Raw genomic sequence first — 14,385 nt, forward strand, 5'->3', positions numbered from 1 at the left:
TATGGAGTGTCAAAATAATAAATTTAGACTGTTTGGGTTTTTAAGATAATTTCTATAAGAAATTATTATTTAATATTAATTTTTTCTTTATATTTTTTTATTTATAGATTACTTTATGTGATCTTGATTTTCTACATGAAAAAGTAAAAGGTATTATATGAAAAAATGGTTGTGGGCTTTAGGTTTTGGGATGGTTATATCAAATATTGCTCATGCCGAAATTGTTAGTGTAATTGGTGTAGGTAAATCTCCTATTATTAAAAAAGATCAAAATCTTACTCGAAATACAGCATCTGAGTTAGCAAAAGCTGAAGCAGTATCTGCATTGATTATTAAAATAAATGGAATGCAATCATTATCAGAAGCAAAATTGTTATTGCCACAGATTATAAATCAAGTGAATCCTGTCTATTTCTCAAATTTGGGTAGCCAAACTGATGTTGAGAATAATTTGGTTACTCGTGTTAGTTTAGAAATTGATGATAAAGAATTTCGTACAATATTAAATGATTATGGTTTGTCAAAGAAAAATAGCCGTACAAGCCCTATTATGATTGTTATGGATGAGTACTTTGGTGTTCCTCGAGATAATACCAAACCAGTAAAAGAGTTTACATCATATTTTAATGACCAAAGTTATAGTTATGATGAAAAAGCGGCTTATTCAAGTCGGGAAAAAGCAAATGCATCTTCTAAAATCAGCGCATCATCACAAGGTCGATCAAGCAGTGGATATGTAGGTGGTTATGATAACGGGTATGGTTCAGGAGCTTATGCAGCAGGCGGTAGCGCCAGTCATAATAATAAAGCAAGTTCTTCTACATCTGCTAATTACAATGCATCAGAAGATGCAAGTTATTCTCAAAAAGAACGACAAAATGATATTCAAAGCTTTGTTAAGTATGTTGAATATCAAACTCCTAGTGTTGTTCCAGAAAAAGTTAATCAAACTTTAAATAGTATTGCTCAAAATGCTACTAAGTATGATTTACGTTTAATGGATTCAGATTTATTTAGAAGTAAATATTTGAAAGGTCGTAGCATGACTATTCAGCAGTTATTAAGTGATGCTGAATTAGCTAAATTTGCTGCTGCAGCCAGAGAAGCAAAAGCAGACTGGTTTATGGCTGGCTCAAGTAATATTTTCGATCGTGGTCGTTCGTCAACAACAGGACAGTATGTTTGTGATGGTGCTGTGACATTTAAAGTATATTCTGTTGATGATGCGACATTAATGGGTGGTGAAACCCGTACTGAATCTGCATCAGGGGCAACGGCTGATGCTTGTCGTACTAATGTAGCTGCTAAATTAGGTGAGTTAGCTGTTAGTAATGTTGCTCCACAAATTCTAAATTATGCTAAAAATCGTTCCATGTATGGTAAAGAAATTACTATTTTTGTAAAAAGCATCACAAATAATGTTTCTACACGTTTAGGGGATGATTTATATGAGGCTCTGGATCATATTCCTGGCGTAGAAAATATTAATATTCGTAGTCAAGATGGGAAATTAGTTGAAATCACAATGGGGTATAAAAGTGATAAACCACTTACTGTCGAATTAAATAAAGCACTTAGACAAGTTAATCAAACATTAGCATCTGCTGAAAGAATACAACAAGGCAATACGATTACTTTATGTATTGGTGGTTCACAATGCAAATAAAGACTAAATTATTAAGTTTTGGATTGCTCAGTTTTGTAAGTATAAATAGTTATGCGAATTTACAAATTTATCCATCTAAGGGATTATTTGGTTTAAATGGTTCTAAACATCAGTGTAAAAGTCTTTTGACCCCTTTATCAGAAATTATTGATTCATCGCTATCTTGTAATTTTGAAAAGGCAATCACACCTGAATTAAGAGTACAATTACAAGCAAATTTTGAGAAAGCACTAAAACAGGCTTTTCCTGATCAAGTCGTTACACAAATTGAGCAAAATACTAAAAATCGTACTTATGTTGCATCTTTGGATGTAGTGCGTGCGAGTGAATATTTAGTACAGAAACAATCGACAACTGAAATATTTTTGCCTTTAACAGTGTCGTTTAAGTTGACTAATATTTTAACGGGTGAAGTAATATTTAGTGAAAGTAAAACATATGTTCAGCCCATTAAAGTAATGAGTAGTGAAATTGGTCAAACTGCCACTGATCAAAAAATTATTACACAGTATCAGAATAATATGCTGATTTTAGTACAGCAACTTGTAGAAAGTACAAAAGCTAAATTAAAGCTTTCAGAAATTAGAACAACTATTATTGATCGCTGGAAATCTTATCTGATTTTAGATAAAGGATTTGATCAAGGTATTGGCAAAAATGATGAACTGAGTTCGAGTGAAGGTGATCTTATTCGGATTGTCCATGCTGATAGAGACTATGCGGTTGCAATTCCTATCATGCTGTATGGAAATACGAAAGAATTTAGTAAAATGACGTCTAATGTAAGACAGTCTATTCGAAAACCTAAAGCGCTTGTTATGGATATCATTCGTTTTGGAGATGAACCAAAAGAATTGGTTGAGCAAATCTTTTCTGATGCGACAGGAGATAATGCACCATTTACTTTAGTTCCTGTCAATCGTCGTTATAGTGCTCTTGCTCAGTCCATTAGTGAGGAAACGAAATTAGCGCAGGCTGAGGATATTAACCGTCGAGAACTCCCTGATTTTTTTATTCGTTTATATGTTACACCCACAATAGGTTATGAACAAAAAGTGGGACAACTCACTCAGCAGCAATTTGTTTATAGCGATGTCATGGCAGAAATGATTGATAGTTCTGGTCGAGTCATTCATGTTGCACATGCAAGTAATGAAATTAAGGATATCATTTCAGATGGTATGGGATTTTCATTGGAAAATCAGAAAGAAGTTGCACTTAAAAATGCATTAATTAAATTGGCAGAAACTTTTAAGAAAGATCTGAAATTTACTCGTACTGACTTGAAAGTAAGTAAATCAGATAATCAGATAATCAGTATTCAAGATCATGGTAAACAATTGAATTTGGGGTTAAAAATTAATATTTATAACTCGCAAACGATTTCTGGTAAACAAGTGTTGATCCCGACTTGGGAGGCAACTGTCATTTCCCGTGATGGTAATGAAGTCACAGCACAACTCGATGCACCTATTGGGAAGAGTGACAATATCTCTGTTAAGTCAGGAGATATAATTCAAGTTGATACTCAAGAAAATGCTATAGATTCTAATCTATCACGTTCAATGTGCGCATTTTTAGCTACAGAACAAAGTGGTGAGATTCAATTTAAGCCTTTTACAATGATGACGTATTATGGATTTGCTAAATATTCTAAATACCCGTTCTATGCCACAGGTGTGGACTTAGAAAAGGGGCGCTCACTTAAAGATAATATTCAATATATGACTGAAAATGCTGGATTTAAAAAACAATTAAATCTTAAATTATTTGAACCAAAAACTTGTATACAACCAGTATTTAAAGTGAATGTACAACCTAATTCTCTGATATGTGATGCAAATGATAAAAACTGTCGTGCAACTCTAGATGTCACTACTGGTGTACGCTTATTTAATGAGAACCAACAAAAAATTGGAACTCAAGGGATTAAACAAGAAATTAATTTGAAAGGTTTTTCTATGCAAAACTATAAAGAAACTTATCTTTTACAATTATTAAATGATTTACCTCCGCTACTTCAACAAACTGCTCAAAAAGCTGATTCAACCCAATAAGGAAACCTTATGAACAAACTTATAGTTGCAACAATGATAATCGGTACAATTTCAAATGCACATGCTGGTTTTGGAGATTTTGCGTCTAAGATGACCCAAAATGTAATTGGTACATCAGCATCTAGCAATGTTAATGTTACCGATTTTTTAACACAAGCTAGTGCGACTAACTTACTTTTTCAAGAAAGCCGAGCAGCTTTAGCTGCTACGATTTCAACAAGTAAAATGAGTGGTGAAATTCAAGCTAAATTAAAAGCACTTAAATCTACAACTAATTTACAAGAAAAAGAGGCTATTCTAGCTTCTTTGGAAAAACCAACTGATGAAGTGATGGCTGCAAGTAAAAAAGATGAAGCAGAAACAATTGAAACGATTAAAAACTTAAGTGCAGAGAAGAAAAAATATTTACTTGCTGCTGCACAAAATTTTGGTATTGCAACATTAATGGCCAAAGATTTGGCTGGCGGGGCTTCACAGATTTCTACAGCGATTATTTCAAATCCACAATCTTTAACATCAAGTGGATTTACAGTAGGTGGGGCTAAAAACTTAGTAGGTGATGTGACAGGAATCGCTAAGAACTCATCAATGGCATTGGTTGAAGTACCACAACTTTTTAAAAAGGCCGGCGTTGAATTCACACCTCCTACTAGTTCGAAAAGTAAACCGCAAGATATTGAGCTCTGAACTAAGTAATTGATAAATTAATTTAAAATTTTTACTAATATTTAAAACACCAATAACAGTTGTTACTGATGGGATAAGCATTAGTTTTTAATAAAGCCGAGCCAATTTATTGGTTCGGTTATTATAAGTAAGCTAAACAATAAAAATTGATAAATTACAAAATCATTAAAAACGGCTGAATTACCTGTCATAACTAAATAGTGTTATGATGCCAGAGTTAAACCTATTTTATCAGATCATTTCCCGAGGCAATCGTGTCATCTATTTCTCAAGTTAATGCGGATGTTCTACAACAAGCTCAACAACGTATTCAACAAGATTTATTGACAGCATTGGCTGCATTTTCCATTCCAGAACCTTTAAAGTCAGCTGTTCATCATGCGGTGATGTTGGGGGGGAAACGTGTTCGTCCAGCGTTATGTTATGCATCAGCTTCGTTACAGTCGAACCACAATTTTGCGGCGGCACGTCGTGCTGCTGTTGCGGTTGAGTTAATTCACTGTTATTCGTTGGCGCATGATGATTTGCCATGTATGGACAATGATTTGCTTCGCCGTGGTCAGCCAACGTGTCATGTTGCATTTGGTGAGAATACAGCATTATTGGCAGGCGATATTTTGCAATCAATGGCATTTGAGATTTTGGGAAGTCGTTTATTTGATGAGCAGGGACAGGGCACAGATGCAGCAGTTGTCTTGAAACAAATACAGATTTTAGCGACAGCCAGTTCGAGAATGGTAAGTGGTCAGGTTTTAGATTTACAGGCTGAAGGCAAACAGGTTAATCAAACTGAATTAGAAAATATTCACCGTAATAAAACAGGTGCATTGATTCAAGCGGCAATTATGATGGGTGCTGTGACAATTTTTGCAGGGACGGATCAGGCGATTCCTAAACTACGCCAATTTGGACAAAGCATTGGTTTAGCTTTTCAGGTTCAAGATGATATTTTAGATATTACGGCAAGCACTGAAATTTTAGGTAAAACTGCAGGTAAAGACGAGCAGGTACAAAAATCAACTTATCCTGCATTGATGGGTTTGCAACAGGCTCAAGCTTATGCCCAAAATTTACATGATCAAGCCTTTGAAGCATTGGCATATTTTGGCGATGATGCCAAAGAATTAGTTGAGATTTCACAATTCTTGTTAGCACGAAAAAGCTAACTTACACGCTATAATCTAGGGACTTAGGAATTAATAAGTATTTTCAAGATTGAGGTATTTGTCGAATTTTTACAGTTTGATTTAGGTGGAATGTAATGTACATGCTCAATGTCCAAATCCTTCGATTTGTAGATTCCAATTTTCCTGGTTGGGTTGAGTGCGTATTAAAAGATACTTCAAATCGAGAATGGTTATTTATTGATAAAATACCTATATTTACAGATCAAAGCTTATATGAAATGAGTCATTATCCACAACAAGGGGTGATTGCTTGTGAAATTATTCGCACATGGGTTGAATCCGATGGGCGAAAGCGTTGCATAATCACGACTGAAATACCTTGGGGTATTGCAGCACAAGATGGTAAAACTGAGTTTGAGGTATTTTATAATCAGCTCAGATTTGAGAAATAATGAATAGAAAATAATTCAAAGTTTATTTATAGCAACGAAATATTTTTATAAGTATTCATAACAATAGGATAAGGTTTATGAATGAAGATCAACTAGAACAATTGGCACTGGAGTACGGGCAAAAACTTGCTTTTTCGATCCAGTCACAACCTTTTGGTCCAGATTGTGAAGTGTTTAAAATTTTTGACAAGATGTTTATGTTGATTGGTTCTTACTCAGGAAAATTGATCATCACTGTAAAATGTAAGCCTGAGAAAAGCCTAGAATATCAAGAACTCTATGCTTCAATTTCAGCGGGTTATCATATGAATAAGAAGCATTGGATTTCGATTGCCAGTAATTCAGATATCACAGCTGATTTAGTTCAGGATCTCATTCAAGATTCTTATGATTTGATCGTAAAACAGCTACCAGTCAAAGATCGAAAATTGATTTTGAATCGTTAAAATAAAAGCAGCATTATCGCTGCTTTTATTTTTAGAACGAACAATTTAGTGTTTCCCCATAATTCCACGGATAGCATTAAGTACATCCGATGGGAGTACCACAGTTTTTGCATTGCTTGATTTAGATAGATCCTGCATCGCTTTCACATATTGCTCACCGAGTAAGTATGCAACAGGGATTTCTTTGTCACCAACAGCACTTGTTACCATTTCAATAGCGCGTTGTGAAGACTCAGCAAGTACCACTTGTGCTTCTGCATCACGACGAGAAGCTTCTAAACGACCATCTGCTTCTAAAATAGCAGCTTGTTTTTCACCATCAGCTTTCGTCACAGTCGCGCGACGTTGACGTTCTGCCGCCGCTTGTGCTTCCATTGCCGCTTGCATGGTGTGAGAGGGCTGAATATCTTGAATTTCAACTGTTTTAAGGGTGATACCCCAATCTGAAATATCATCAGAAATGGCAGCTTTTAATTTTGCTTTAATATGATCACGTGAAGATAATGCATCATCTAGATCCATTTCACCGACAATTGAACGTAGTGAAGTCTGAACTAGATTTTGAATCGCCCAAATATAGTTCTCAATCCCATATACAGCTTTTTCAGGTGTGGTTAAATTAATATAGGCAACGGCATTCATCACTAATACGGCATTATCTCGGGTAATCACTTCTTGTGATGGAATATCTAAAACAATATCTTTGGTCGTGATTTTATAAGCCACTTCATCAATATAAGGAATAACAAAATTCAGACCAGGACCTAAGGTGGTATGGTATTTACCTAAACGTTGCACAATCCATTTATAACCTTGGGGAACAATACGAACCCCTTTAAAAATAGTTGTGCCAATAAAAGCTAAAAGCGCTAAGACAACAATAGTACCGACAGACATTGGAAACCCTCTTTATGTTTATGAGTTGCTATGCGGTTGAACGACTAAATCATTACCCAAAATATCAATTACTCGAACGCGATCACCGACTTGTACTGGAACAGCACAACGGCAATTCCATTCATCAGAACCTAAAACAGGCATCGGAAAACGAACGATGATTTGCCCATGATTCAGTCCAGTTTGAATGACCATACCCACTTGACCGATGGTTGCTTCACGAGGAAGCCCTGCTTTGGTTTTATCGATAGAGAGTGGTTTGATAAATTTGAACCAAAGAATCGTACATAAAATAGATAAAATCCCCCAAGTAATCACTTGGGTGGTAAAGCCCATCATTGGGAAAAGCCATAGTAAAATGCAGACCATCACTGCTGCTATACCAAACCATAACGCAGCAAAAGCGGTCAGAATCAATTCTGAAAGAATCAGTAAAATTCCTAATACAAACCAGTGCCACGGCTCAACTACAAATTCCATAGATTTGCTCACATCATTAAACTGAATGGAGGTGAAAAAACATTCACCTCTAGCACTCTAGCAGATCATTATCTTGATGAATATACAATGATTGTTTTTTTAGAGTTTGGGCTGGCGGTGGTTATCAAGAATCTTGCACAGATGACCAGTAGCGATCAAATACCAGCAGCCCTTCAAGATTATTTTTAGAATTTAGAACGAGGAGCAGGTTTAAATGCGGCAGGGGATTTCTTAAATGCTGTAATCGCATTTTGAATTGCGGTGATCTTTGCTTGAGCCGATTTTTCACCTTCTAAAATAGCTTCATTACTTGATTTAAGATCAAGCACACCTAAATGACCTACTTTGGGCTGGATCACCACATTTGCTTGGCTCAATTCTTCATTAATACTTTGTTGTCCCATAATATTAATGGTTTGGTCTAATAATCCCCACATGCTTAATGGTTTGTCACCAGTTGGGCGTGCAGAAATATCAACAGCAATCACAATATCAGCACCCATATCTTTGGCAGTTTTGACAGGAATTGGACTGACTAAACCACCATCTACATATTTAGTATTCCCAATCACCGCAGGGACAAAGACGTTTGGAATACTACAAGAAGCCCGTACCGCTTGACCTGCATTTCCTTTAATAAATTCGGCTTTTTTACCATTGTCTAAACGTGTCGCTACGGCAGCAAAACGAATTGGGAATTTCTCAATTGGTTTATTGCCGACTTGGGTGTTCACATAGTTTTGCAGTTTTTGACCCAAGATAATGCCTTGGCTATTCAGTGTTAAATCACGTAAGTCTGATTCTTGTAGTTTTAATGCAAGATTTTGCATTTGATATGGCGTTTGACCACTGGCATAAATACTGCCCACAAAACTACCTGCGCTAGTACCTGTGACAATTTTCGCTTTAATCCCATGTGACTCTAACACTTTAATCACACCGATATGGGCAAAGCCTTTTGCACCACCGCCACCTAAAGCCAATGCAATGACAGGTTCACGTGCTTTAATCGCTGTTGTTGGGGGAGTTTTCTTTGCGGTTTGATCACAACCAAATAAAGCTAAGCTAAGAAGTGCAAAGCAAGACAGTCGAGCAATTTTCATATGAAATGGAGATAAAATATACAAAAAGATGGGCACATCAGAGCAGATTTACCCCTAATTTTCTAGTTCTTTTTCACAAGTTTTTGTAATGGTTCCGCAAGCCAGTGTGGATTCTTGGGAGAGAAATGACCGACGTAACGTTGCATGATTTGTTCAAGATCATGTTGATAATGACCTGTTGGCGTGAATGCACCTAAGCAGTAAATGATCTTGTGATCATAGTCAAAGGCAAACATCACAATTGGAATTCCCGCTGCATGGGCAATATGATAGAAACCACTTTTTATTTTTTCAGCTTTTTTACGTGTTCCTTCAGGTGCCATACCTACCCAAATTTTGTCATATTTTTGAATGGTTGTGACAACTTGTTCTGTCAGACCATGCGCACTATCTCGATGAACAGGAATGAGACCCGCCCAATCTAGAAGCGGCTTAAACGGCGGTTTAAATAAAGTATCTTTGCCGAGAACGGTCACTTTTAAACCAAGACCACCAATCGCTAGAAAACCATACCAACCGTCAATATTTGAGGTATGGGGAGAAATAATTGCAACCGCTTTGGCTAAATTAGGAATTTCGCCTACCACTGTCCAACCTTGGGTTAGAAACAGTTTTCGACACAAAGCTCGGCTAAATGCTGTCCCACGTTGAGGAACTAAGGGAGGGAGGTCTGGAAAATATTGTGACATAAATTCAGAATTATGATGACAACTACACTTGATGTTAAACATTCATGACATACACTGCATTGGCAAAAACTAAGATTTTATTGCCAGATGAATGAAAGGATTGGATACTTAAGCCCCCTTATTGTGCTGTTATGGAAAACTCTAAATGCTTAATCTTCGACAGATTTACATTTTATTGTTTTCTCTATATTGGGCACAGGGATTACCTGTTGGTTTTATGACCCATGCTTTACCTGTGATTTTAAGAGCGCAAGGCGTTTCTTTGGCACATATCGGTGGCTTTGGTTTGCTGATGTTGCCGTGGTCAATCAAAATCTTTTGGGCAACTTATGTTGACCGTTTTGCGCTTTCTCGTTTAGGGCACTATCGTAGTTGGATTATTCCAACGCAATTATCCAGTGTTTTGATTCTCATCATTCTGTCTTTTTTCCCTATTCAAGCACTTGATCAACCCAGTTATTTATTTATTTTCTTTGCCTTACTTTTTCTGATGAATTTGACAGGTGCAACTCAAGATATTGCGACAGATGCCTTAGCTGTCAATTTACTTAAAAATGATCAACAGCATTGGGGCAATACCTTTCAAGTGATTGGCTCGCGTCTAGGGTTTATTGTGGGTGGTGGGGCGGTGTTGTGGTGTTTAGATTGGTTGGACTGGCAGAAAACTTTTTTAGTTTTAGCTGGGCTGGTTTTTTTGAATACTGTACCTGTTTTGTTCTATCGAGAACCTATACATGCAGTGAAAAATATTGCAGATCAAAAGACTCCTCTCTCATTTAGCCAAGCCATCAAAAAATATCTCAATTATTTTACGTCTTCCAAAGAGTTAAAAACGTGGTTAATGGTTTTATTGAGTTTTAAGGTTGCTGATGGTTTAGCAGGGCCTTTATTAAAACCGCTGATGGTAGATGTGGGATTAAATTTTAGCCAGATTGGTGTTTTTATTACCATCTTCGGTGCAGTTGCAGCACTTATAGGCGCAGGGATTGCTGGGCTATTGTTGAAACATTTTTCAAGAGTGAATTGCTTAATTATATTTTCTATTCTGAAAATTATTAGTTTAGCGGCTTATGCTGTCATTGCTTATGGTTATGAATTTAATGCTTCGATCGCCCCATTTTGGTTGTATAGCGTGAATGCATTTGAGGATGCATGTTCAGCTATGCTGTTGGTTGTAATGTTAACCTTGATTATGCAATACAGCCGTAAACAATGTGCAGGTACAGATTTTACTTTTCAAGTTTCTATTATGGCGACAATAAGTGGTTTATTGTATTTGGGAAGTGGCATTATTGGAGATCTAGTGGGTTACTATCACTATTTGCTCTGCATTGTTATGATTTCTATTTTATGTTTATTGCCTATTTTCTATTGGAAAAATAATACAAGATAAAAACAGATTTTTATTACAAATTTATGGGTGTTTTTTTATTTCTTGAAATAAATTGAGGCAATTATTTTGATTACTTATCGACTAAAGTACAGATTCCTCCTAGAAATGCCATGTTTTATGAATAAGTGATTTTTATTGAATAGTGTTATTTGTTTGTATTTTAAAATTTTGATATTTATTGATAAATTTGTTTTTTAATCTAATTTTTAATAGGTATTTAATGCGTATAAAAATTAAACTTTAGTCGAAAATGGAATAAATAAATAAGATTTTAATCGTTTTGTCATATAAAGTTAATGTGTAGGATTTGTTACAAATTTAGCTAGGACGTAAACAATGAAAATCAAAATTGTAACAGCAGCAGTGCTTGGTTTACTCGCAACTTCAACATTTGCAGCACCAACAATCTATGGTGAGATTGATGCCAGTGTTGATTATTTACCAGAAAAGAATGCAAAGACTGCTAATCGAGATGTTTGGGAAATCAGCTCAAATAGTTCGTTTATTGGGATTAAAGGCGATGAAAAACTAACTGATCGTTTAAGCGCTGTGTATGCTGCGGAGTGGGGATTGAGTGCTGATGGTGATAGCACTGATTGGACGCAACGAAACCGCTTTGTTGGTTTAAAAGACAGTCAATTAGGTACAATTAAAATTGGTGTACATGATACCCCAGTTAAACAATTATCGAGTGCGGTTGATACCTTTAACAACTATGTTGCAAATAGAGCTGATGTGAATGGTATTTTTACGGGTGAAAATCGTATTAGCAATGTCGTTGTTTATGAATCTCCAGCGGTAAAAGTACCTGTATTAGATGGTGCAATTAAAGTAAATGCTTTATTGGCAACAGGTGAAGCAACAGGTATTGATAATAGTAAAGCAGGTGTTGCGAAGGTTGATGGGCGTGGATTAGGTGATGCATGGTCTGCATCTGCAAGTTTTGAAAGCCCATTATTGGTAGCCGGTATTGGATATGATAAAGCGATCCCTAGTAATTTCTTAGGACACGGTATTCTCAATGCGACTGATAAGGCTATCGCAGGAAGTTCATTATTTGCTGCTGCAAATACGGTTCGTGCAATTGGTCGTTTAAACCCTGTTGAAGGTTTGGCATTAAAAGCACTTTATCAAACGTCTGAAGTCGAAAAAGCATCAGGAAATGCTGCTGGATCTGAAAATATTGATGATGCTCAAGGTTGGTTACTTGGTGCTGAATATAATATTCCACAAGCGAAAAGCTGGACTGTAAAAGGTCAATATAGCCAAAATGATACCAGTTTTAAAAATAACACTGCTGATTTTAAAGCCAAACAAGTGATTGGCGGCGTAGATTATGCGTTTAGTAAACAAGTTAAAACGTATGGTTATGCAGGGTATTTAACGCTTGAGCAAGCCGATAAAAAAGATAAACAACCTGTAGCTGGGCTGGGATTAGAATTTAAATTCTAATATCTTTGTATCTAAAAACACCCTCTGAGTTTCGCTTAGAGGGTGTTTTTTATTTCATATCTAATTGAATAAACTAACAAAATTATACGATCTAAGCCAATGGTCTTTAACACAATCAGCCGATTAAAAAGCAAAGATAACGCATTTTCCAAATTTTATTGGTCTATCTCAATCTCAGATGATCTGTATTATTAAGCCTTTTTAATGGTTTTGTTTAAGTCATTTTTAAGTTTAAATTTTTATCTTAGGGAAGCTAAGAAATTTATTTCCAGATTATGATGATCATGCTTCTACAGAAACTCAAGACTAAACCGATCTCTCTATTTGCTTTCAATCTATTGCTTGCAATATGGTTAGGTATTTTTCTTAATATTGCCTTTTATGAAAAAATCCAATCGCTTACACCTTATACGGGTTTAAAGGCGGGGCTATTTGTTGCTGCATCAGTGATTGTCGTGGTTGCAGCATATTATTTTATTTTTCAGTTTCTGAATTGGAAGTGGACAGCAAAGCCTATTGCGATTACTTTAGTTTTTATTGGTGGATTTGCCTCATATGCCGTCAATACCTTAGGCGTGTTGATTACGTCAGATCAAGTTCAAAATTTAATGCAAACCGATATTGCTGAAGCGCGTGATACATGGTCATGGCATTTGGTTGTGTGGACACTGGGGATGACGGTGCTACCAATCATTGCCATCTTAATGCTTAAATTAAAGCCTGAGCCAATCGTTCGTCTAGTCATCAAAAAAGTAGTTGCTTCAATTGTTTCTTTAGCATTAGTTGGTGGGTTATTATTTGTTTTCTATGTCGATTTTGCGGCAATCTTCCGTGAAAATCGTGATTTAAAGGGGATGATTTCACCGCAAAATATGATTGCTTCATTCGCTTCATATTATAAAAAGAAAGCGCCTAAAGAAAAATTACCTCTTGTCACTTATGGTGAAGATGCCGTAATGCAAAAGGCGAATGGCAGTGCTTTACCGAAATTGATGGTATTAGTCGTTGGTGAGACGGCACGTGCAGAAAACTTTTCTTTAAATGGTTATACGAAAAATACCAATCCAAAGCTGTCGAAGCAGGATCTACTCAATTTTTCTCAAGTCAGTTCGTGCGGCACAGCAACAGCGATTTCAGTACCGTGTATGTTCTCTGGTATGCCGCGAGAAGATTACGATGAACAACTTGCCAGCCATCGTGAAGGTTTGTTAGATATTGCAAAACGTGCTGGCTATCAAGTGACATGGATTGATAATAACTCGGGTTGCAAGGGAGCATGCGATCGAGTTGAACAATTTAAAATTCCTGAACCACTGCAACAAAAATGGTGTCAGGATGCAGAATGCTTTGACGATATTTTGATTGAGAGTTTAAAAGCATACCTTACAACAATTCCTAAAGATGATACTCGTCCGCGCTTAATCGTTTTACACCAAATGGGCAGTCATGGCCCTGCGTATTACAAACGTGTTCCAGAAGCATTTAAAGTTTTTAAACCGACGTGTGATACTAATGCCATTCAAGGTTGTACGCGTGATGCGTTGTTAAATAGTTATGACAATACTTTGTTGTATACGGATTATGTTTTAGATTCTTTGATTGAAACATTAAAAAATACAACGCAATATGAAACAGGTTTATGGTATTTATCTGATCATGGTGAGTCGACAGGTGAGAGCGGTATGTATTTACATGGCGCACCTTATACAATTGCACCGACTCAGCAAACTCATGTTCCGATGTTGATGTGGTTTTCTGATCTATGGAAAAAACAGGCAACAGAACAAATTAAATGTTTAGCGAAGCAAAATAAAAATCAATTAAGCCAAGATAATCTATTTCCAACGATGTTGAGCTTACTGAATGTAAAAACCAAAGTAATTGACCCTAAAAATGACATGTTAGCAACATGTTCGAAATTATAAAGTGAGATGAA

General features: G+C 36.1%; 13 protein-coding genes. 9 read left to right on the forward strand and 4 right to left on the reverse strand.

Going from position 1 to position 14,385, the window contains the following annotated elements:
• The first annotated feature begins 157 nt into the window (after nt 1-157).
• The 6 genes from MMP60_RS03830 to MMP60_RS03855 all read left to right on the forward strand — a co-directional run bounded on the left by MMP60_RS03830 (nt 158) and on the right by MMP60_RS03855 (nt 6,435).
• Nucleotides 158-1,666: a hypothetical protein gene (locus MMP60_RS03830; protein ID WP_241335044.1), complete on the forward strand. Its 1,509-nt coding sequence runs from the start codon at nt 158-160 to the stop codon at nt 1,664-1,666.
• Nucleotides 1,657-3,723 (forward strand): hypothetical protein, encoded by a 2,067-nt coding sequence (locus tag MMP60_RS03835; protein ID WP_241335045.1) that lies wholly within the window; start codon nt 1,657-1,659, stop codon nt 3,721-3,723. Before MMP60_RS03830 ends, MMP60_RS03835 begins: the two co-directional genes overlap by 10 nt.
• A gap of 9 nt (nt 3,724-3,732) precedes the next feature.
• Nucleotides 3,733-4,410, forward strand: coding sequence for a hypothetical protein (locus MMP60_RS03840; RefSeq protein WP_241335046.1), 678 nt, complete (start codon nt 3,733-3,735; stop codon nt 4,408-4,410).
• A 254-nt stretch (nt 4,411-4,664) separates the two neighbouring features.
• The gene (locus tag MMP60_RS03845; RefSeq protein ID WP_241335047.1) at nt 4,665-5,576 is read left to right on the forward strand and encodes a polyprenyl synthetase family protein; all 912 of its coding nucleotides are present in this window, start codon (nt 4,665-4,667) and stop codon (nt 5,574-5,576) included.
• Between the two features lie 95 nt (nt 5,577-5,671).
• On the forward strand, nt 5,672-5,989 hold the full coding sequence (locus MMP60_RS03850) for a hypothetical protein (protein WP_241335048.1): 318 nt from the start codon (nt 5,672-5,674) through the stop codon (nt 5,987-5,989).
• 77 nt (nt 5,990-6,066) lie between these two features.
• Entirely contained in the window at nt 6,067-6,435 is a 369-nt protein-coding gene (locus MMP60_RS03855; RefSeq protein WP_241335049.1) for an MmcQ/YjbR family DNA-binding protein, read from the forward strand.
• Between the two features lie 45 nt (nt 6,436-6,480).
• On the opposite strand, the gene MMP60_RS03860 is transcribed toward MMP60_RS03855, so the two are convergent.
• The 4 genes from MMP60_RS03860 to MMP60_RS03875 all read right to left on the reverse strand — a co-directional run bounded on the left by MMP60_RS03860 (nt 6,481) and on the right by MMP60_RS03875 (nt 9,604).
• On the reverse strand, nt 6,481-7,332 hold the full coding sequence (locus MMP60_RS03860) for an SPFH domain-containing protein (protein WP_241335050.1): 852 nt from the start codon (nt 7,330-7,332) through the stop codon (nt 6,481-6,483).
• Between the two features lie 18 nt (nt 7,333-7,350).
• A complete protein-coding gene (locus tag MMP60_RS03865) occupies nt 7,351-7,812 on the reverse strand; it encodes an NfeD family protein (RefSeq protein ID WP_241335051.1) in 462 nt (153 codons plus the stop codon).
• Between the two features lie 185 nt (nt 7,813-7,997).
• On the reverse strand, nt 7,998-8,915 hold the full coding sequence (locus MMP60_RS03870; protein ID WP_241335176.1) for a patatin-like phospholipase family protein: 918 nt from the start codon (nt 8,913-8,915) through the stop codon (nt 7,998-8,000).
• 62 nt (nt 8,916-8,977) lie between these two features.
• Nucleotides 8,978-9,604, reverse strand: a complete 627-nt coding sequence (locus MMP60_RS03875) for a 1-acyl-sn-glycerol-3-phosphate acyltransferase (RefSeq protein ID WP_241335052.1) — start codon at nt 9,602-9,604, stop codon at nt 8,978-8,980.
• Between the two features lie 145 nt (nt 9,605-9,749).
• Here MMP60_RS03875 and MMP60_RS03880 point away from each other — a divergent pair, with 145 nt between their 5' ends.
• The 3 genes from MMP60_RS03880 (at nt 9,750) to MMP60_RS03890 (ending at nt 14,374) form a co-directional block, all read left to right on the forward strand.
• Entirely contained in the window at nt 9,750-10,997 is a 1,248-nt protein-coding gene (locus MMP60_RS03880) for an MFS transporter (protein ID WP_241335053.1), read from the forward strand.
• Nucleotides 10,998-11,333: 336 nt separating this feature from the next.
• On the forward strand, nt 11,334-12,449 hold the full coding sequence (locus MMP60_RS03885) for a porin (RefSeq protein WP_241335054.1): 1,116 nt from the start codon (nt 11,334-11,336) through the stop codon (nt 12,447-12,449).
• A 278-nt stretch (nt 12,450-12,727) separates the two neighbouring features.
• A complete protein-coding gene (locus tag MMP60_RS03890; RefSeq protein ID WP_241335055.1) occupies nt 12,728-14,374 on the forward strand; it encodes a phosphoethanolamine--lipid A transferase in 1,647 nt (548 codons plus the stop codon).
• Nucleotides 14,375-14,385: the final 11 nt, after the last annotated feature.

Source organism: Acinetobacter sp. ANC 4805 (assembly GCF_022549495.1).
In the GTDB taxonomy this organism is placed as follows: Bacteria; Pseudomonadota; Gammaproteobacteria; order Pseudomonadales; family Moraxellaceae; genus Acinetobacter.

What these genes read in the sequence shown, in the direction of transcription:
- MMP60_RS03890 (WP_241335055.1), top strand. Translation starts at nt 12,728, where the DNA reads ATGATCATGCTTCTACAGAAACTCAAGACTAAACCGATCTCTCTATTT.
- MMP60_RS03875 (WP_241335052.1), bottom strand. Translation starts at nt 9,604, where the DNA reads ATGTCACAATATTTTCCAGACCTCCCTCCCTTAGTTCCTCAACGTGGG.
- MMP60_RS03885 (WP_241335054.1), top strand. Translation starts at nt 11,334, where the DNA reads ATGAAAATCAAAATTGTAACAGCAGCAGTGCTTGGTTTACTCGCAACT.
- MMP60_RS03865 (WP_241335051.1), bottom strand. Translation starts at nt 7,812, where the DNA reads ATGGAATTTGTAGTTGAGCCGTGGCACTGGTTTGTATTAGGAATTTTA.
- MMP60_RS03835 (WP_241335045.1), top strand. Translation starts at nt 1,657, where the DNA reads ATGCAAATAAAGACTAAATTATTAAGTTTTGGATTGCTCAGTTTTGTA.
- MMP60_RS03850 (WP_241335048.1), top strand. Translation starts at nt 5,672, where the DNA reads ATGTACATGCTCAATGTCCAAATCCTTCGATTTGTAGATTCCAATTTT.
- MMP60_RS03830 (WP_241335044.1), top strand. Translation starts at nt 158, where the DNA reads ATGAAAAAATGGTTGTGGGCTTTAGGTTTTGGGATGGTTATATCAAAT.
- MMP60_RS03870 (WP_241335176.1), bottom strand. Translation starts at nt 8,915, where the DNA reads ATGAAAATTGCTCGACTGTCTTGCTTTGCACTTCTTAGCTTAGCTTTA.
- MMP60_RS03880 (WP_241335053.1), top strand. Translation starts at nt 9,750, where the DNA reads ATGCTTAATCTTCGACAGATTTACATTTTATTGTTTTCTCTATATTGG.
- MMP60_RS03855 (WP_241335049.1), top strand. Translation starts at nt 6,067, where the DNA reads ATGAATGAAGATCAACTAGAACAATTGGCACTGGAGTACGGGCAAAAA.
- MMP60_RS03860 (WP_241335050.1), bottom strand. Translation starts at nt 7,332, where the DNA reads ATGTCTGTCGGTACTATTGTTGTCTTAGCGCTTTTAGCTTTTATTGGC.
- MMP60_RS03840 (WP_241335046.1), top strand. Translation starts at nt 3,733, where the DNA reads ATGAACAAACTTATAGTTGCAACAATGATAATCGGTACAATTTCAAAT.